This window comes from Paracoccus endophyticus, assembly GCF_003286075.1.
Classification (GTDB): Bacteria; Pseudomonadota; Alphaproteobacteria; order Rhodobacterales; family Rhodobacteraceae; genus Paracoccus; species Paracoccus endophyticus.
In genome coordinates, this window is sequence record NZ_QLUV01000010.1 from 1 (window position 1) to 18,066 (window position 18,066).

Consider the following 18,066-nt stretch of genomic DNA (forward strand, 5'->3'; position numbering starts at 1 on the left):
TGATCTCCCTGGCGGTTGCCGCCGCCGGTTGGGTGGGTGAGACTTCACCCGGAGATTACGCCGCCTTCCAATTTCCACCACTTCCGAGACACGACCGGCGCGGGGATGAACCGATCACGCGCATCAACTCGCTCGGCATCAAGGCCTGTTCCCCGCAGGCGCGGGGATGAACCGGGGTTTGAGCGGTTGCCGATCTATGTGAATCACTGTTCCCCGCAGGCGCGGGGATGAACCATCGCATGGATGGGCGACCACCGGGGCACCGCTCTGTTCCCCGCAGGCGCGGGGATGAACCGGCAGATGCCGAGACGGCACGCAAGGCGCAGGCCTGTTCCCCGCAGGCGCGGGGATGAACCTGTGGGCATTTTCGCCGGGCCGCAGGTGATGCGCTGTTCCCCGCAGGCGCGGGGATGAACCGGTGAGCGAGGAGGAGGGCGAGTTCGACCATCTCTGTTCCCCGCAGGCGCGGGGATGAACTGAGAGGGCGGGACGTGTCATTCGGCGGCATCCACTGTTCCCCGCAGGCGCGGGGATGAACCGGGCGGGACCGGCGGCGTCATCCCATTCAAATACTGTTCCCCGCAGGCGCGGGGATGAACCGCCCGGCGAGTGGATCGACGCCTCCATCCAGCTCTGTTCCCCGCAGGCGCGGGGATGAACCGCCATGGTCTTCGCGCAGCAGCTGGTCGAGGCCCTGTTCCCCGCAGGCGCGGGGATGAACCGCCACGGCGGGGTGACGGCTCGGCAACTGCTCGCTGTTCCCCGCAGGCGCGGGGATGAACCGCGCACCCGCCAGATCAGCGCCGACGACTGGGACTGTTCCCCGCAGGCGCGGGGATGAACCGGGCCAGCAGCTTTTCCTCGTGGCGTTCGGCGACTGTTCCCCGCAGGCGCGGGGATGAACCGATCTCGCCTGCGGTGCAGAGGCGGCAGGGGGCCTGTTCCCCGCAGGCGCGGGGATGAACCGACGCTCAATCCCTAGCGCGCCCAGGTCGATTTCTGTTCCCCGCAGGCGCGGGGATGAACCGTCGCTGGCATCGAATACGACTACGACGAGACCCTGTTCCCCGCAGGCGCGGGGATGAACCGCGCAGCATCGTGATGGGGCATTTCGTCAATCGCTGTTCCCCGCAGGCGCGGGGATGAACCCCGGCCAAGACGAAAAAGCCCACCTGGGTGATCCTGTTCCCCGCAGGCGCGGGGATGAACCGGGCGGGCTTTGGAACCGGCCGCTGCGGCGCGGCTGTTCCCCGCAGGCGCGGGGATGAACCGTGTGACCGCCGGCGAGGGTGCCCCGAAACGAGCTGTTCCCCGCAGGCGCGGGGATGAACCGGCGCGCATCCGCAGCGGGGACATCGATACCCTCTGTTCCCCGCAGGCGCGGGGATGAACCGCCACGGCGGTGAAGATGTCCGGGGGCTGGCTCCTGTTCCCCGCAGGCGCGGGGATGAACCGGCGGCGCCGCGCTGGACGGCGGCGCGGATGCGCTGTTCCCCGCAGGCGCGGGGATGAACCGGTCGCGGTGGGCCAGATCGTCCCGTTCCGCGGCTGTTCCCCGCAGGCGCGGGGATGAACCGGACCCGTCCACGCAGGTGGGCTGCATCATCGTCTGTTCCCCGCAGGCGCGGGGATGAACCGCGGCGTGCCCTATATCGCCGACAGCGCCGCAACTGTTCCCCGCAGGCGCGGGGATGAACCGTCCTCGGATGAGGCGAACGAGTTGCGCCGCCCCTGTTCCCCGCAGGCGCGGGGATGAACCGCCGCCTGCACGGCCCAGAGTTCGGCGGCCTTGCTGTTCCCTGTCAAACGACATCAGGAACTGGACTGGCGCATTGCCTCGCATGAAAGGTGACCGAAGGATGCCCGGCAGCTGACCGTTCGGCGACCGCGATCAGGGTCAGTGGCGGGCGGCGGGGCGATGGCGGGAAAGATCAGCATGGCCGCTGGAGGCGCCGGTGATGAACAGGGTCTTGCCGGTCATGGGTCTTCCTCCGGTCGGGGCAGTGCCTGAAGCGCGCCGTTCTGCGCGCGGTAGTGTCCGCGCAGGTGGTGTAATTTCGCTGGCGCTGCCGGTGTAACCCGAGGTGGCCATCGAGGTGTATGGTCGAGGTGGAGTTTCGACGCTTCAACCCCGGACTGTTGATTTTCATCCGGAACTGACCCGGGTAGGCGCGTAATTTCCACTGAGAACTGACCCATGTGACCCTTCCCCAAAGCGGAGCGCGGCGGGGTAACGGAGTGATCCACATGGGACTTTTGAACATCATTCGACGCATGGCGTTGCGGGAGAAGCTGCCGATCCGGGAGATCGCACGGCGGACCGGTCTGTCGCGCAACACCATCAGGAAGTATCTGAACGCTGGCACCATCGAGCCGAGGTTCGCAACGCCTGAGCGGCCGAGCAAGCTCGATCCGTTTGCCGAGAAGCTGGCGGCGTGGCTGAAGACGGAAGCCGGCAAGTCACGCAAGCAGCGCCGGACGCTGAAGCAGCTCCATGCCGACCTTGTGGCACTCGGCTTCACCGGCTCCTACGGCCGGGTCGCGGCCTTTGCCCGGCAATGGCGGGTGGACCGGCAGCGCGAGCAGCAGACCACAGGGCGCGGCACCTTCGTTCCGCTGATCTTCCGCCCGGGCGAGGCCTTCCAGTTCGACTGGAGCGAGGATTACGCGGTGCTGGGGGGCGAGCGCACGAAGCTTCAGGTCGCCCACATCAAGCTGGCGCACAGCCGGGCCTTCCTGGTCCGGGCCTATCTGCTGCAAACCCACGAGATGCTGTTCGATGCCCACTGGCACGGGTTCCGCGTCTTCGGCGGCGTGCCGGGCCGCGGCATCTACGACAACATGAAGACGGCGGTCGATCGCGTCGGTCGCGGGAAGGAACGGCAGGTCAACATCCGCTTCCTCGCCATGACCAACCACTATGTCTTCGAGCCTGAGTTCTGCAATCCTGCGTCAGGGTGGGAGAAGGGGCAGGTCGAGAAGAACGTCCAGGATGCACGCCCTCGTTTGTGGCAGCCGATGCCGAACTTTCCTGACCTGGCGGCGCTGAACGCCTGGCTGGAACGGCGCTGCCTGGAGTTGTGGCGCGAGATCCCGCACGGGGTTTTGCCCGGAACGGTCGCCGACGCCTGGGCTGAGGAGCAAACTGCGCTGATGCCGCTGCCGCCTGCCTTCGACGGCTTCGTCGAGCGGAGCAAGCGTGTCTCGCCCACCTGTCTGATCAGCTTCGAACGCAATCGCTACAGCGTGCCGGCGCCCTTCGCCAACCGGCCCGTCAGCCTGAGGGTCTACCCGGATCGGCTGGTGGTTGCTGCCGAGGGACAGATCCTGTGCGAACATGAGCGGGTGATCCAGCGGTCCCATCACCTGCCGTCGCGCACGATCTATGACTGGCGGCATTATCTGGCCGTCATCCAGCGCAAGCCGGGTGCCCTCAGGAACGGTGCGCCCTTCGCGGAACTGCCCCCGGCTTTCCGGCAATTGCAGGACCAGATGCTGCGACGACCCGGTGGCGATCGGGAGATGGTCGATATCCTGGCGCTGGTCCTGCACCACGATGAGCAGGCCGTGCTGGTTGCTGTGGAAATGGCTCTGGCCGAAGGCGTCGCGACCAAGACCCATGTGCTGAATCTGCTGCACAGGCTGATCGACGGCAAGACCAGCGGGGGTCCTGGTATCGATACTCCGCAGGCGCTGGTCCTGCGCCACGAGCCAAAGGCGAACGTCGAACGCTATGACGACCTGCGGGCGCAGATCGGAGACCGCCATGCGTCATGATCCCGCCAGTGCTGCCATCGTCATCATGCTTCGCAGCCTGAAGATGCACGGAATGGCCCAGGCCGTCGCCGACCTGATCGAACAGGGGGCGCCGGCATTCGAGGCGGCCGTGCCGATCCTGTCCCAGCTGCTGAAGGCCGAACTGGCGGAACGCGAAGTGCGCTCCATTGCCTATCACATGAAGGCCGCGCGCTTCCCGGCCTACAAGGATCTCTCGGGCTTCGACTTCGCTGCCAGCGAGATCAACGAGGCCACGGTGCGCCAGCTCCACCGCTGCGAGTTCATCGACGGCGCGCAGAACGTCGTGCTGATCGGCGGCCCCGGCACCGGCAAGACCCATGTCGCAACCGCTCTCGGCATCCAGGCCATCGAGCATCACCGGCGAAAGGTCCGGTTCTTCTCCACCATCGAACTGGTCAACGCGCTCGAGCAGGAAAAGGCCAGGGGCAAGGCCGGACAGATCGCTGAAAGCCTGACCCGGCTCGATCTCGTGATCCTGGACGAACTGGGCTACTTGCCGTTTAGCGCCTCGGGCGGTGCGCTGCTCTTCCATCTCCTGAGCAAGCTTTATGAGCGCACCAGCGTCGTGATTACCACCAACCTCGGCTTCAGCGAATGGGCCTCGGTCTTCGCCGACGCCAAAATGACCACCGCGCTGCTCGATCGCCTCACCCACCGCTGCCACATCCTGGAGACCGGAAACGACAGCTTCCGCTTCAAGGCAAGCTCAGCGGCAGCAGCCAGGAAAACCAAGGAGGCCGGCCATGCCTTGACCCAAGCCTGACCCACGAAACATAACCTGAAGGTGGGTCACTTCTCGATGGAAAACCCGGGTCAGTTTCAGGTGAAAATCAACACTCAGGCCATCTGGGGAATTACACCACATTGACGGACGTGATCCTGCGCGCGCAGCCGTCATGCGATCCTAAGCGCGCCCTTCCGTCCAGGCAACGCCGCTTGCCGGGCCACTTGCCGGTGTCGTCGGCATGGCTCCAATTCGGGCGGAACCTCTCAAGGGACGTGCTTGCCGCCGTGAAGGCCCGCAGACGCATCGTGCGACCGGTCGCCTCGGCGCGCCTGCTGACTGAGCACCGACCTTCACGCGGAACGGACCTGGTGCTGGCGTCGGTGCTGGCTGGGACGGGGCGTCCAATCCAGGATGCGGACCGTATGATAGCTGGCCTTATGGCGGTCATCTCGGCCGACACGGCTCTTGAAACCGCTGAGCAGTGGCGGAGCCGGTCTGCTGAAGGAAATGAACAGCAGACCGGCTTCCGGCGTGATCAGATCTGCTCAAGCAAGCGCGCCGGCAGATTTCCAGCTGTCACGTAGTCCGCCCAGTCGCGCATGAGGATTCTTCGTTCGGTGAGAAGGTCCTCCCGAAGATAGGCCTCTTCGAGCGGCGGCAGACGATGCGCAAGAGCGAACTCGATGGCGTCGTGCTCATAGCGGCGCTGTGCCCGCGCCCAGCCCTTGAAGCTTGACCGGAAGCCATGTCCGGTAATCGAAGGATCGAAACCCTTCACCAGTTTCAGGGCGGTGTTCTCGCAGATGACGCCGGACCGGTTCCGTGGCTTGCCGAACACAAAGGCGGGATCCTGGGTCAGCAGCAGCGCATTCTCCCAGACGATCTCGGCCTGCGGGCTCAGAGGCACGCGATGCTCCCGCCCCCGCTTCATCAACTCGGCGGGCGTGGTCCAGGTTGATGCCCGGGCATTCCGGAACCCGGGGCGGGCGAAGCGAACCTCGCCCGTGCGCTTGGCGCTCAGCACCAGCAGCATGACGAACTGTCGCGTCTGCTCGTCGCAGGGAGCCTCCTGCAGCCAGGCCCAGAACTCCGGGACGCGCTCCCAGACCAGCGCGCCGAAGTGCTTGGTCCGACGCCGCACATGGCCATAGGCGATCTTGGGGTCGAAATCGGCAGGACTGATCCCGACATCATGCTCGAGCTTGGCGACCTCGAAGACCTCGCGGATCCGGCCGAGCGTCCGGCGCGCCGTCTCGTTCTTGCTGTGCCAGATCGGACGGAGTGCCTCCACCACCTCGAGCCGCGCGACCTCGCAAATCGGACGGTTGCCCAGCGTTGGGAAGGCATAGGCCACCATCGTGTTCCAGTTCTGGTCGATGTGCTTGCCGTTCTTCAGTCCGGCGCGCTTACGCTTGAACCAGACCTCCGCAACCTCGCGGAAAGTGACCTGACGGGTAGGCGCGTTCGCAGGTGCATCGCCGGTTGCGCCGTTATCCGAACGCAGCGCGGTGCGGATCCGATCGGCAGTCCAGCCGCGCGAGGACTGGAGGCGCACCCAACCCGCGACGTCACGGGCTTCCTTGAGGCTGAGTTCCGGAAAGACCCCAAGGCTCACCCACACCCTGGAAGAGGAGCCGGGCTCCTTGCCGACCTGCACCTGGAAAACCTTTTTGCCAGAAGGATAGAGGCGCAGATAAAGGCCCGAGCCGTCGCTCATGCGCTCCTTCGCGATGCCGTGCTTCGCGGCTTCGATGTGTTTCACGGTCAGTGCCATCATGGTCTCCGTTATGCGCTACCCGGACACGGCAAAGGTAGCGAACGGCACTGAGCTGGTCTAAATCCGCATGAGGCCCGATGAGGGCTTCTGACGGATAAAGGTTATTTATCACAGCTACTTGGTTGCCATTCGTGAGGTTCGATGAAGGCGCTTGAAACCATGTTCTCGGTTTCTTCGTCTCCGCCAGACATCCCTGCAAGACATTGTTTTCATTGAGGGTTTCCGTGTTCGCTCCGGTTTCCCCACGGGCTTCCCCACACAATCGCGTGATGTTAAGCACAACCCGGCTTTGAAGCTCGTGCCCGCCGGTCGCCCCATCCCCCGACGAACGCGGCCATAGTGCGCACGAGAAGGCCGAGGGCGTCACGGACTAGCTGATACGACAGAAGGCTATCGACTGATCGCCGCTGTAGGGGCTTCGTATCTGCAAGGTCCAACCCGGATCGAACGTCGCTCCTTGTCCCTTCATCATTTTGACTAAATCAGGGCAAAGCGCACGAGCTTCGCTTGCTATCATATCAATTGATATGATAATTTCACTATTCCATAAGCTAACTTCGCAAGGAGAGGAAGTTAGGCCGGTTCTATCAACCATTTTACAGAACGCCCGCGCCCACTGCCCAGGAAGTATCTCTGTTGTGTTCTCAGCGTTTTTTCTAGGTGCTTCCGTTTCTGGCACTTTGTCAGCGTGGTCGGCTGGTCGAGGTCGCGGTCGCGGATTTCCAGTTTGTGCATTTAGCGCAGGGACGGTGTCGAGAGCTGCAACTGTTGGCGCCGCCGGTGCTACCTTGTTCTGAGTTGCACTGCTACCTTCCTGTATATCACCAGAAGGTTCAACCGTAGTCCCTGTTGACGTATCCGAGACGCTAACAACGTCAGAATCAAAGGAGATCACAGCGCCGCCTATAAGGCACAGGAAAGCTCCTAGAAGTCCTAACCCCGACCTTTTCAAGTGCAGCAACCGGGGCTTCTGGAAAACTGTCATAATTAGCTGCACTACCGAAAACACAGCAAAACCGACGAAACACAAAGCTAACAATATGTTCATATTGCATACTCATAGAACGGTGGGAAGATTTTTAGTGAACCACACCATCCCATTCCCTGCTCTGTCAAGCTTCCCGTCAGGCGATGCCGTCGCCCTCTGACCAGTTCACCTTTTCCAGTGTGGCCTGCACCACGTCATCGGACAGGCCCGCCTCTTTGGCCTGCGCCAGCGCGCCGATGATCGTCGCCAGCGCCCGCGCGCGGCCCGACACGTCGAAGGCTTGCAGCGGACGGCCCACGTCGATTTCCACCGATGCGCCCAGCTTGGCGGTGAGTTCCTGCGCCATCAGCGCCGCCATCGGCTGCAACTGCCACACGGCCAGATGCCGCTGCGCTTCGCGGATCGCCGGTCCCTGTCCGTTCGGCACCAGCAGGCAGGGCAGGACGCCGAAGGCGGTGCAGATCGCGCCACGGGCCGCTTGCAGGGCGTCGGGGAAGCCCGAACGCGACAGGTCGGGGGACAGGTCGGACGGCCGCCAGTCAGCGGCAGGGGCAGGCCCCCCGGCGGCTTGGACCTGCACGCTCTCGCGCACAAGCACGCGACCCCGGTAGCCTTGCAGGCCCCGCGATATGTCGTCCAGATCAAGCTCGGCCGCTTCGGGGAAAGGGATCACGGACGACCCGAAGGGGGCATCCCGATACACGTCGCGCAACGCGACCTCGACCGCCGCCAGCAACTCGGCCGACAGGCTGGACCGCGCCAGGGGGGACCGCCCAGCCCACGGCGCGGACGGCGCAGCCCCGATGCGGACGTGCAAAACCTCGGCCGCAAGCCGCGTCTCGGCCCGCCCCCCGTTCACGTCCGGCACGGTCACGCGGTAGGCCACCGGCTGCCCCCCGCGCGTGCTGATGGTCCAGTCGGTCGCGGGCGCAAGCGTGCCATCCTCGCGCACGATCCACAGGGCTTCGCCGGTCAGGGCCAAGGACCGCGCCGTCATGGCAAGCTGGGCCGGGCCGAACAAGTCAGTGCCCGATACGTCCGCGAGGGCCATGCCGTTTTCCCACAAGGTCACGCAGGTTTGCACCGTCGCGGTCAGTTCGGCCAAGTTGGACCGGCCGAACAGGTATTCCGCCCGCGCCGCGACAATCTGATGTGTCACGCCGACATATTCGGCGCGCTTTTCAACGGGGGGCGCATCACGGCGCAACAGACGGTCAAGCAATTTCACAGGTATTTGCCTTTCGTCTTTTTGAACGGCAGCAGGATGGACGCCGCGCCGGACGCAAACAGCGCGTTGGCAACCGGGTTGCGGCCCTTGCGCCAGCTTTCGGTCACGTCACCGCCCAAGCTGATCGAATAGCTTTCAGCGGCGATATGCGCGCCCTCGGGGGCTTTCTGGACCTCGGCCAGATAGTTGGCGAACATGCCCGCCGCATAGGTGATTTCAGGGAATAGCGCCAATTCAAGACCGGCAAGCCCGGTGGCGCGGTAACGTCCGGCAGGGACGTATTGCTTTCCCGCGTTGCGCGGCATCGGTGCGGGAATGGTCACGATTTCGCCGGAATTCCAATCCATGACCTGATATTCCGCGCCCTCAAAGGCAACGTCCTGTTTTTGGACAAAGCCCGGCCCCTCAAACTCGAACGTGATCGGCCGCTTGATGAAATACCGGCCTGCCCAATGCTCCAAGCGCCGCCAGATCGCGGCCGGGGGGATTGCAGCCGCATCCGGGTTGGACGTGGGCACCGGCAACCAGCCGTGCAGCGGTTGTTCCTCACGCGACCATGCGGCAAATCGAACAACCGTCATCAGCGCCACCTGTTCTGCGGATTGCGGAATTGCGACGGCATGGCATAGGGATCATTCGCCGCGTCGTCGGGGCTGACCTCAGACGGCGGCACATAATCGCGGATGCTCACGCTTGTCTTGCGATAGGCGGGCCGCGTCACAAGGCTGAATTCAAACAGGATCGCCGCAAGGATCGTGCGGATGATCGCCCGGCCCAGCGACGGCGGTTCTTCCTCGAAGATTTCCGCCACCGGAACGGCGGACGGCGGGGGGATGCGGAAACCGGGGGAAATGCCGGTGATCAGCCCGGACGAATAGCCCGCGAAGAAATCCTGCCAATGGCTCGTTTGTTTCATGGCGGGCAGCATTTCCGCTTCAATGATCAGCGCATCCTTGCGGTCATCGACTTGCAGCGTTCCCGCATTCTTGCTTGCCAGCGGGCGCGAGAAATCATGCCCCACCAGCAGATTGATTTCCTGATTGGGGGAATTGATCGAATGCGTGAAGGCCCCAGGCCGGAATTGTTCTTTGCGGGGACGGCCGGATTTCCCCCCGTCGCTGATGGTCGCACGGTCGCCATACGGAAAGCGCGCGGTCAGGATCGATGAACCGCCGGTTGCGGCGCGGATTTCCAGCGGCATCATCGGGCGTGAACCTCGTAATACAGCGGCACGCCCGCAGGCATCGCCTCGCGCGTGGCGAGGATTTGAAACGTGCGGTCCATGTTGGACAGTTGCAGCACGTCCGATGTTTCCGGCGTGATTTGCAGCCCCTCGGCGGAAATCAGCACGCGCACATCGTTCACCTGAATAAGCGTGTTTGCCAGTTCCAGCCCGCGAAAGCTGCCAATCAGGATGCGGCAGGGATAAGCCGTCATTTGCGTTGAACCCGGTTCCCACGGGAATTCGCCCGCGACCTCGACCGCGCGCAACAGATAGCCAACCGTTCCATGACGGCGGATCACGCTGGCTGCCTGTTGCGCATGTGCGGTCATCAGGGGGTTCCCGAAAGGCCGGTGAGGATCAGCAGTTGCGACCCGCGCGCCACGGTCACATCGGCGGTCACAAGCGCGGTCAGGCGCAGCGTGCCCGATTGCGCGTCCGAATACGGATCGCGGATCACGTCAAGCCCGCCGTAAATCCCCACATAGATCGGGGCCACGCCACCCGCGTTCGTCGTCAGGATCGCGGTGCCGTCCGGCAGAACATTGGTCAGCGCAATCTGGCTTGCCGGAATGTTCTTCGTCAGCCGGTCGAATTCCGAAACGGCGGTGCCTTCGATCAGCGCGGCGTCCAGATCGCCCCAAACCAGGGGATCGAAGGCCACGCGGATTTCGGACGGGCTTTTCGCCATGTTGCCTTGCATGAAGCGGACAGCGGCGGCGCGGAACGCGGCCCAGCTTGGCACGGTCCCCACGGGGGTTGAGGCAATCCCGTATTCGGACGCGCCGGGGATGATGCCCAGCGGTTCGCCATCCGCGCCCTTGCCGTTGATGATCGTGCGGTCAAGCTCGGCTTCGATTGCCGCGCTCATGTCTCGCCGGATCGCGGCTTCAAGGCCCGCCCCCGCCTGTTTCAGCGCGCGGCGCGTGATACGCATATGCGCCCCCAGCGTGTGATCGGGGGTCAGGGCGCGCTCGGCATATTTGAACGGGAACGGCCCCGGCACGTCTGCGCCCTCGGTCGGTGCCCAGCCCGCCACCGCGCCCCCCGTAGCGACGGGGAACAGCAGGTTGCCTTGGGTAATGTTGACGACCTCGGCCCCCAGTCGCCCCGCCACGCTGGCGGGGAACACGCGGTCAATGAGGGGGCGGCTCGCCACCGGGCGGGGCACGTCAGCGGCAACCGTGGTGCCGGTCACAAGCTCGCGCCGTTCCAGCGCCGCCAGCGGCACGGGGAAGCCGCGATAGTTCCCTTGCGACCGCATTTCCTGCACAATCTCGGCGGTTTCGCCGGTCAGTTGCGCCCCGTGATCCAGCGCGGCGACAATCTGGCGCGCCTCGAAACGCGACACCAGTTCATCCCATTCGCGCCCCTCGCGCGTTTCCAGTTCCTCGCGCGCGGCATTGCGGGTTTCATCTTCGGCCGTCAGCGCGGCGCGGTAGCGGGTTTCGTTGGATCGATACTCCGCATCCAGCGTTTCCATTTGCCGCGTTTCGTTTTCGTCTGGGTTTTCTTTCGCCGCAAGAATTGCGAGTTGCTGGCGAATTTCAGATTGCCGCTTGGCGATTTTGACGGAATTCAGCATTGGACATAACCTTCACGGGGTATCAGGGGCCATACCGATAAATGCCGCGTCAAATCCCGTTCCGCAATAGGGTCAGCCATTGCTTCCGCTCGGGGGAACAGGAATTGCGGTCCCCCGTCTCGGATTGCGTCTTGCGCGAATGGCAGGGGACGCACAGGGCTTGCAGGTTTTCTGCGCCAAACGACAATTCGGGGTGATTGCGCACCGGCTTGATGTGATCAATTTCCAGCCGGCCGACCGCGCCGCAGATTTTGCAGCGGAACCCGTCGCGTTTCAGGATTTCCCAACGCAGCCGCTTCCATTGCGCGGATTGCCGCACCTTGACGGAATAATCGGGGTAACGGCTGCGGCTCATCCGAACCCCACCCGCGCCCCGGTGGATTGCGGGCGCGCAATCATCCGCTGCCCTTCGGCAACCGCCAAGATCGTTGCGGCGGCGGCATCGATCCGGCCTTTCGAGCGCGCCTTTGCCAGCTTGGCGTTGCCCGCCGGATCAATCAGCACAATCGCATCGGCAAAGGCGGATCGCAGCAACAGCGACGGCACGGTTTTCACCTGCCCGTCAAACAGCGCACGGCGGAAGCGTTCCACGTCCTCGCTTCCATCCTTCCAGCCCATGCCCCGGCTCACGAATGGCACCCGCGCCAACCCGCTCTTTTGCAGCGCCTCGCTGAATTCGGCCCAGCGGAAGCGGTCCCCCGTGATTGCGGAAACGGGATGACCGGCCGCGCGGCGGTGCAGATCGGCCAGCCATGCGGCCGGCGGAACCGTGTTCTCCCCCAGCGTGACCAGCTCGCGCCGTTCGGCCATTGTCAAGTAACGCTCGGAAACGCCGTCAGCGGCTCCACGGTCGCCCAAGCCGGGAACGGACGGGAAGGCCCCGACCGTTTCGAGACGGCCTGTCAGCGGCCAATACAGCGCCGCTGCGGACATGCTGCGGCTGCCCCCCAAGTCCACGCCAAGGACGCACGGCCCTTCACGCGGCGGCAGGGCGTCGGGCGTGACCTCGGCCGTCATCCATTCGTCCACCGTCACCAGCACCGAACGGTTCTCCACGCTCACGCGCTCGTTGCGGTTCAGGTTGCGGAAGCTCGACAGCGCGTGCCCGCCGCGTGCAATCGCCCGCTGCGCCTGCGCCTGTAGCCATTCGGGCGTGGACCCGATGCCTTCCTTCGCGCCGGGGTTGGCAATCAGCAACGACGGCAGATCGTCGGCGGGAAGCCCGAATTCGGGCCGGTTTTCCTGCACATAGGTTCCGGGCGGGGGTTCATCGATCCAGCGGCTAAAGGTGTTCGCGTCATCCGGCGCGCTTGTGCTGATGATCAGCGCGCGTCCATCGCGCTTGCCCATGCCGGACAGCAGCGCGTTTTCCAGCGCGTCCCCTTTCTCGGGTTCCCAGGCGGCACGCTCGTCCATGACGATAAAGGTCGGGCTTCCCCCCAGCACGGTCTTTGCGTCGGCCGCGATGCAGCGCAGCAGGCCCCCGCCGCTGCCGGGATACTCGATTTCGAGAACCTGCCCGCGCCTGATCTTGAACAGGGCTTGTTCATCCTCGGGCAGCCCCGCGATGAAGCCCAGCACGAACCCGAATGCGATTTTCGCCTGATCGCGGTTGCGGGCGGCCAAGATGATTTCGCGGCGGGGCTGCGGATCGAAGGCTCCCACCAGATGCCCCAGCGCCAGCCCGGCGGACAGCGCCGTCTTGGCGTTGCCGCGTCCGATGGACAGCACGCCGGTATTGACGTTCTTTGTCAGCGCGCCGCGCACAAACTCTTTCTGATACGTCGCCAGCTTCATCGGCTTGCCCGCAAGCTTGCCTTCGGGAATTTTCAGCGTGGCGAGGAAGTCCAGGGCGAGGGTCGCCTCACTGACAGGACGTGCCATTTTCAACCTCGTAATTTTTCAGATCGCGTTCGGAAATGTGAGGGGGAAACTCCCCCCTGCGCGTCGGCACCCCCCGAGGGGTCCGGGGCATTGGCACCAGATCGGGCGTCGGGAAGCGGGAACCAGAAGGCGGAACGCCCCCACCTTTCCCATGTCCCGGCCCTACCGGGACAGGACAGGACACCCCTATAGGGGTGTGTCCCTGTCTGTCCCGTCTGGGGGGCTTGCAGACATGTCCAGACATGTCCCGGACATGTCCCGCTTGTCCCGCTTCAAATAACGTCATCATCGGGGGTTCTCACGATCCGCACGCGCTCGCCGTTGCTCTCGATCCGGCCCGCCTTCACCAGCGCGGCCACGGCCCGCGTGAATGCCTTACGGCGGCTGTGGCGCGTATCGGCCTGCGACAATCCCGCATCCTCGCAGGCATCATCCCACTCGGACATGCTGGACCAGCCATCCGCATCGGCTTCCAGCCTGTGCAATAGGTCCAGCGCAAGCTGATGCTGTGCTGCCAGCTTCACCGAGGCGGGGGGCTTCCGCGTCATGTCGTATTGCAGGACAACCGCACTTTTTACCGGGTCGCCATCGTCATCCCGGCCCAAGTCCACGTCATGCAGCATGAACCCAAGTTCACGCCCGGCGGCCATGTCCCGCTGCTTCGTGTTCTTGATGATGACCAGTCCTTGCACGTCATCATCGGGGGCAAGCTCGATCTCGGTATCGGCCGCGCCGCGCAATGCGCTGGACCCTAGCGCCCCCTTGGACACGTCCTTGCCGCTGTGATGAATGATCATCACATGCGCGCCCGTTTCCTCGCGCAAGGCATCAGCCGATGCGATGTAAATTCCCATATCCTTTTGTGCATTCTCGTCGCCCGCGCCCATTGTTCGCGCCAGCGTGTCAATGATAATCATGGAAACCGGCCCGTTCACGTCGCGCCTGATCGCGTCCAGCAATTCCTCGGCCCCTGCGCCGCCCGGCCCCAGATCGATCACCCCCGGATAAAGGAAGAACCGGCTCAGCGCCGCCTCGGCAATTTCAGGGCGTTCATTTTTGAACGCGGCAATGCGTCTCTTGAAGCCTTCGCCGCCTTCCGCCGCCACGAAAACAACCGCGCCCGGCTCTTTCCTGACACGCATTCCGAACCAAGGCGTGCCGCTGGTAACATGCAAGGCCATGTCCAGCGCAAGAAACGTCTTTTTCGATCCGGGGGCGGCATACATCACCGATAGCTCGCCTTCACCCAAGAAGCCTTTCACGACGTAATTTGACGAAAGGGGGGCTTCGATCTTGTCCAGCCTCAACAAAGACAGTTTTCGTTGTGACACTTTTGCGTTGCGCTTCTCGCGCTCTTTCTTCAAGTCGTAAAATTGCGTCATGTCTGCGCCCTCGTTTTTTGCGACCGCGTGGATAAAACCCAATCCCGCCTCATAATGCTTCCAGTTGCCCCATTCAGGATTGTTCAGGCTTGTGTTTTCGTCCACCCAGCTTTCCCAAATTTCTTGCGCGTCGTCTCCAAAAGCTTCGTCCAGCGCAAAGCCTGCCTTTGCCGCCGTGCTATAGTTTCCAACTGGAACGAATTGCAGCAGATATTCCCATGCCGCCAGTTCACCTGCTTCTCCTGATGGAACCGCCGCGCGACTTTCACGCTCGCGCTTTCTCATGATCGCTTTTCGCAGCTTATTCTGAAACAGTGACGCGCCTTGCCTCAATTGCGTCAGCGTTGCGCGCGCATTTTCGGGACTGTTGAATTTTACCTGAAAGGCGGCTCCGTCGCGGCCTTTCTCCGGCTGCACCTTGCGGTGCCAGAAGCCGGGCGCGCGGATGCCGCGCCAGATGATGCTGTCGTCGCCCCCCGTCAGTTCGGCCAGATCAGCGGCGGTGACGAACCATTCCAACGACACGCGCCGTGCAAGCGTCTCATGCCACTCAGGGGGAATGGTCGCCTTGAGCCGCTGGAACCAGGGCGATTGCAGGTAACGCTCAATCTCCGGCTGCCATGCGGCCCGGACCTCGGAAGGGATGCCCAAGTCTGACAACGGCCCCCGCAAGCGCCATAGAAAGACCTCGCCCAGCAGGGACGTTTGGTAAGTCGTCGTGGGCGTCAGGTCAGCATGGGGGATACGCTCGGCAAGCCGATATGCCCTCGGATCGCCGTCCTGATCGGTGAACAGGATTTCACTACTAATCGGAAAAACGGAAACCGCGCGGCCTTCGAGTTGATCGGCGGTCAGTTGGGCAGAAAAATCGGACGGTTTGCCCCAATAAAATCGGTAAGGGTCCAGGCCCGCTTTTTCCACTTCCCGGAATTTCTGCTTGTTGTCCGGGTATGTGTAAAAAAGATGCTCTTTCTGCCCGTCAGCGGCGACCAGCGCACAGAATAGTTCAAGCACGGAAATGTCGAGTTCTGGAAAAATAGGTGTTTGGGCGTTCATTGGGCATGGCCTCGAATTAGGTGTTGCCTTGGCGGGGCAGATGCGCCTATATTCAAGGCGCGCGATTGGCTTCGCGTTCTCGACACTGGCCCCGGCGTTTCACCCTCGCCGGGGCCTTTTGCTTCAATGCCGGGTGCCTTGTTCAATCGTGAAGCGTGGCACATCATTCCCATAGCCGAACGCGTCAAGCGCGCCTCTTTCCGCCCGCTTGATTTCCTCGGGCGTCGGCTCATGGTCGGCAAGAAACCCCTGCGCGGCAAAGGCGGGGAAGCCCTCTGGCGTCACACCGACCGCAAGGCAGAAGACCGGGATCAGGTTCGGGGGGATCGCCGCCCCGGCGAAGACTTCAACCTCGGCGCGCGTCATTGTTCCCGAATGAACCCGGACCTTATGCCCGATTGCCAGGGCAAACCGCCTTTGCAGGATTTCTTGCACTTCGGGCATCAGCGCCTTTTCGCCGCTGAAAAGGTCACTCGCCTGTTCGGCGCAGTATTGCGCAGTCGCTTCGATGTTCTTTCCCATCACGCCACCATTTCGTTTTTCCACTGTTGCAATTCTTCCCAATTCCACCGGCTCATGCCATTGGTGAATTTGTGCGGCTTGGGGATGCGGCCTGCTTTCGCCAAATCCCACACGGTCGATTTGTGGCACGACAGCCACGCCGCAACCTGCTTGTCGGTCAGCCATTCCGGGTGGACCGGGATCGCGCTTTCATTCGCCATAACATTTCTCCGTAGCTGACTTCATACCCCATTATGTCAGGGCCCGGCTAATACCGGTCAATAGGTATTGACCAATCCAGCCTTGCTATTTCGGAATGTTAAGCGGACACGGGACGCATAACTTAATTCCCGCATTCAGCAAAAAGAAAACGGCGAGCTTTTTTCGCCCGCCGCAATTCATCTTTGCAATATGGGGTAATTTTCAGCCGGTTAGAAAATCGGCGCAAGCCTGCATCATCTCGCGGCGGCGCTCCAAGGCGTCAGAACGGCGATAGGCCGCTTCCACCGCGCCCAGGCTATGCGCCAAGCTGGCTTCGACCAGATCACGGGGAATTCGGTATGGTCGCCCGCCCAATCACGCGCCGTGCTTCGGGAAATGCCATGTTGGGTGGCAATGCGCCCCCCCGCGCGCGGATCGCGCCAGCCGGGCCGGTCGGCCGCAATCTCCGTGGCATCCATCTTCCTTAGCAGCGTGGTGAAAACCATGTCCGTCAACTGCTTGCCGCGCGGGGCCGGGAAGATCAGCCCTTCTCGCCGGGGGGAAGCGGTCAGCAGCGCCACGGCCTGCCGCGACAGGGGAACGCGATGTTCCCGCCGCTGCTTGGTCCGGCTCGGTGGCACGACCCAGACCGCCCGCTCTAGGTCCAGTTCTTCAAACGTGGCCCCTCTAACCTCGCCCGACCGCGCCCAAGTCAGCAGGGCGAACCGCAGCGCGTCCGCGCCAACCCCCTTGCGCCGCGCCAGCGCCCGCCAGAAGTCCGGCATCCGCTCGACCGGCAGGGCAGGGTGATGCTCCACCGCCGCAATTTTCGAGGGCCGCGCCAGCAGAAATTCAAGCCCGCCCCGCCACCTAGCAGGGTTTGGCGCGTCCTCGGGCCGGTGCCCGGCCACCGCTGCCGCATCAAGGACGCGCTCGATCCTGCCCCGCAGCCGGGACGCGGTTTCCGTCTTGCTGGCCCAGATCGGTTCCAGCACGGCCAGCACGTCGCGCAAGGTGATCGCGGCAACGTCCATGCTGCCCAACTTGGGGTAAGCATAGGTTTCCAGGGTGTTGCGCCACTGTTGCCTCGATTTGGGATGATCGAATTCCACCAGCTTGCGCGACAGGTAGTCCTCGGCGGCGGCGCGGAATGTCTGTCCCTTGGTAAGCTCGGCCTTTGCCTCTTGCCGTTCCTTCGCCGGATCGATGCCAAGGCGGGCCTTCGCCAGCATGTCCCGCGCCGCCTCGCGCGCCGCAGCCAAGGACGTGCTGGGATAGCTGCCCAAGCCTACGTCCCGGCGCTTGCCCCCGATGGTGGCGCGCATGATCCACGACCGCCCCCCGGTTGGCGTCAGGTTCAGATACAGGCCCGTGACGCCGCCAACCGCGACCATCTTGGGCTTGTCAGGCGCGGGCAACCGCTTCACGTCCAGCGCCGTCAATTCCTTCGTTTGGGCCATCAGCCTTCCCCACAATCAGCGCCCTTCCCCACAAATAGGGGGGCGATTGGACAGGATTCAAGCCGACTGTTCCCGACGACCTTTTTTGCAACCGTATGAAAAAACAGGCAAAAAATAGTCGGCATTTGTCGGCATTAGGCTAATGAGGCGGCCTTCCTCTCCGCCATTACCTTTCTGTAAATCTATGGACTTGTTGCTTGTTTCCCGGTCCTTTGCCGGCAGGCTAGCACCCGGCCGGCGGGCTCGGTGACGATGCG

14 protein-coding genes and 1 CRISPR repeat array are annotated in these 18,066 nt (G+C 63.3%); of the genes, 2 read left to right on the forward strand and 12 right to left on the reverse strand.

The genetic code is table 11. From position 1 onward, the window contains the following. Positions 1–145: 145 nt before the first annotated feature. Positions 146–1,760: direct repeats of the CRISPR family, unit length 29 nt; unit sequence CTGTTCCCCGCAGGCGCGGGGATGAACCG. Positions 1,761–2,247: 487 nt separating this feature from the next. Both istA and istB read left to right on the forward strand, forming a co-directional pair. Continuing rightward, positions 2,248–3,777: an IS21 family transposase gene (gene istA, locus DPQ23_RS11440; protein ID WP_112874931.1), complete on the forward strand. Its 1,530-nt coding sequence runs from the start codon at positions 2,248–2,250 to the stop codon at positions 3,775–3,777. Then, positions 3,767–4,561, forward strand: coding sequence for an IS21-like element helper ATPase IstB (istB, locus tag DPQ23_RS11445; protein ID WP_112875032.1), 795 nt, complete (start codon positions 3,767–3,769; stop codon positions 4,559–4,561). Before istA ends, istB begins: the two co-directional genes overlap by 11 nt. Before the next feature lie 499 nt (positions 4,562–5,060). On the opposite strand, the gene DPQ23_RS11450 is transcribed toward istB, so the two are convergent. From DPQ23_RS11450 to DPQ23_RS11505, 12 genes are all read right to left on the reverse strand, one after another. Continuing rightward, complete coding sequence (locus DPQ23_RS11450; RefSeq protein WP_112874933.1) at positions 5,061–6,302, reverse strand: tyrosine-type recombinase/integrase; 1,242 nt, start codon at positions 6,300–6,302, stop codon at positions 5,061–5,063. A 1,124-nt stretch (positions 6,303–7,426) separates the two neighbouring features. Next, positions 7,427–8,449, reverse strand: a complete 1,023-nt coding sequence (locus tag DPQ23_RS11455; RefSeq protein WP_240602651.1) for a phage portal protein — start codon at positions 8,447–8,449, stop codon at positions 7,427–7,429. 65 nt (positions 8,450–8,514) lie between these two features. After that, entirely contained in the window at positions 8,515–9,099 is a 585-nt protein-coding gene (locus tag DPQ23_RS11460) for a hypothetical protein (protein WP_112874935.1), read from the reverse strand. Beyond that, on the reverse strand, positions 9,099–9,722 hold the full coding sequence (locus DPQ23_RS11465; RefSeq protein ID WP_112874936.1) for an HK97 family phage prohead protease: 624 nt from the start codon (positions 9,720–9,722) through the stop codon (positions 9,099–9,101). Before DPQ23_RS11465 ends, DPQ23_RS11460 begins: the two co-directional genes overlap by 1 nt. Next, on the reverse strand, positions 9,719–10,072 hold the full coding sequence (locus DPQ23_RS11470) for a hypothetical protein (protein WP_112874937.1): 354 nt from the start codon (positions 10,070–10,072) through the stop codon (positions 9,719–9,721). The genes DPQ23_RS11465 and DPQ23_RS11470 overlap by 4 nt, the downstream gene beginning before the upstream one ends. Then, entirely contained in the window at positions 10,072–11,325 is a 1,254-nt protein-coding gene (locus DPQ23_RS11475; protein ID WP_112874938.1) for a phage major capsid protein, read from the reverse strand. The genes DPQ23_RS11470 and DPQ23_RS11475 overlap by 1 nt, the downstream gene beginning before the upstream one ends. 49 nt (positions 11,326–11,374) lie before the next feature. After that, entirely contained in the window at positions 11,375–11,680 is a 306-nt protein-coding gene (locus DPQ23_RS11480) for an HNH endonuclease (protein WP_112874939.1), read from the reverse strand. Beyond that, positions 11,677–13,209, reverse strand: a complete 1,533-nt coding sequence (locus DPQ23_RS11485; RefSeq protein WP_170310786.1) for a terminase large subunit domain-containing protein — start codon at positions 13,207–13,209, stop codon at positions 11,677–11,679. The genes DPQ23_RS11480 and DPQ23_RS11485 overlap by 4 nt, the downstream gene beginning before the upstream one ends. A 272-nt stretch (positions 13,210–13,481) precedes the next feature. After that, the gene (locus tag DPQ23_RS11490) at positions 13,482–15,647 is read right to left on the reverse strand and encodes an AAA family ATPase (protein ID WP_112874940.1); all 2,166 of its coding nucleotides are present in this window, start codon (positions 15,645–15,647) and stop codon (positions 13,482–13,484) included. Between the two features lie 123 nt (positions 15,648–15,770). Further along, positions 15,771–16,169: a hypothetical protein gene (locus DPQ23_RS11495; RefSeq protein ID WP_112874941.1), complete on the reverse strand. Its 399-nt coding sequence runs from the start codon at positions 16,167–16,169 to the stop codon at positions 15,771–15,773. After that, positions 16,169–16,369, reverse strand: a complete 201-nt coding sequence (locus DPQ23_RS11500; protein ID WP_112874942.1) for a helix-turn-helix transcriptional regulator — start codon at positions 16,367–16,369, stop codon at positions 16,169–16,171. The genes DPQ23_RS11495 and DPQ23_RS11500 overlap by 1 nt, the downstream gene beginning before the upstream one ends. 234 nt (positions 16,370–16,603) lie before the next feature. Beyond that, positions 16,604–17,809: a tyrosine-type recombinase/integrase gene (locus DPQ23_RS11505; RefSeq protein ID WP_338067054.1), complete on the reverse strand. Its 1,206-nt coding sequence runs from the start codon at positions 17,807–17,809 to the stop codon at positions 16,604–16,606. Between the last annotated feature and the right edge of the window lie 257 nt (positions 17,810–18,066).

Coding starts and splice junctions, on each gene's coding strand:
- DPQ23_RS11470 (WP_112874937.1), bottom strand. CDS start 10,072: ATGACCGCACATGCGCAACAGGCAGCCAGCGTGATCCGCCGTCATGGA.
- DPQ23_RS11460 (WP_112874935.1), bottom strand. CDS start 9,099: ATGACGGTTGTTCGATTTGCCGCATGGTCGCGTGAGGAACAACCGCTG.
- DPQ23_RS11465 (WP_112874936.1), bottom strand. CDS start 9,722: ATGATGCCGCTGGAAATCCGCGCCGCAACCGGCGGTTCATCGATCCTG.
- DPQ23_RS11495 (WP_112874941.1), bottom strand. CDS start 16,169: ATGGGAAAGAACATCGAAGCGACTGCGCAATACTGCGCCGAACAGGCG.
- DPQ23_RS11485 (WP_170310786.1), bottom strand. CDS start 13,209: ATGGCACGTCCTGTCAGTGAGGCGACCCTCGCCCTGGACTTCCTCGCC.
- DPQ23_RS11490 (WP_112874940.1), bottom strand. CDS start 15,647: ATGAACGCCCAAACACCTATTTTTCCAGAACTCGACATTTCCGTGCTT.
- DPQ23_RS11480 (WP_112874939.1), bottom strand. CDS start 11,680: ATGAGCCGCAGCCGTTACCCCGATTATTCCGTCAAGGTGCGGCAATCC.
- DPQ23_RS11450 (WP_112874933.1), bottom strand. CDS start 6,302: ATGATGGCACTGACCGTGAAACACATCGAAGCCGCGAAGCACGGCATC.
- istA (WP_112874931.1), top strand. CDS start 2,248: ATGGGACTTTTGAACATCATTCGACGCATGGCGTTGCGGGAGAAGCTG.
- DPQ23_RS11475 (WP_112874938.1), bottom strand. CDS start 11,325: ATGCTGAATTCCGTCAAAATCGCCAAGCGGCAATCTGAAATTCGCCAG.
- DPQ23_RS11500 (WP_112874942.1), bottom strand. CDS start 16,369: ATGGCGAATGAAAGCGCGATCCCGGTCCACCCGGAATGGCTGACCGAC.
- istB (WP_112875032.1), top strand. CDS start 3,767: ATGCGTCATGATCCCGCCAGTGCTGCCATCGTCATCATGCTTCGCAGC.
- DPQ23_RS11505 (WP_338067054.1), bottom strand. CDS start 17,809: ATGGCCCAAACGAAGGAATTGACGGCGCTGGACGTGAAGCGGTTGCCC.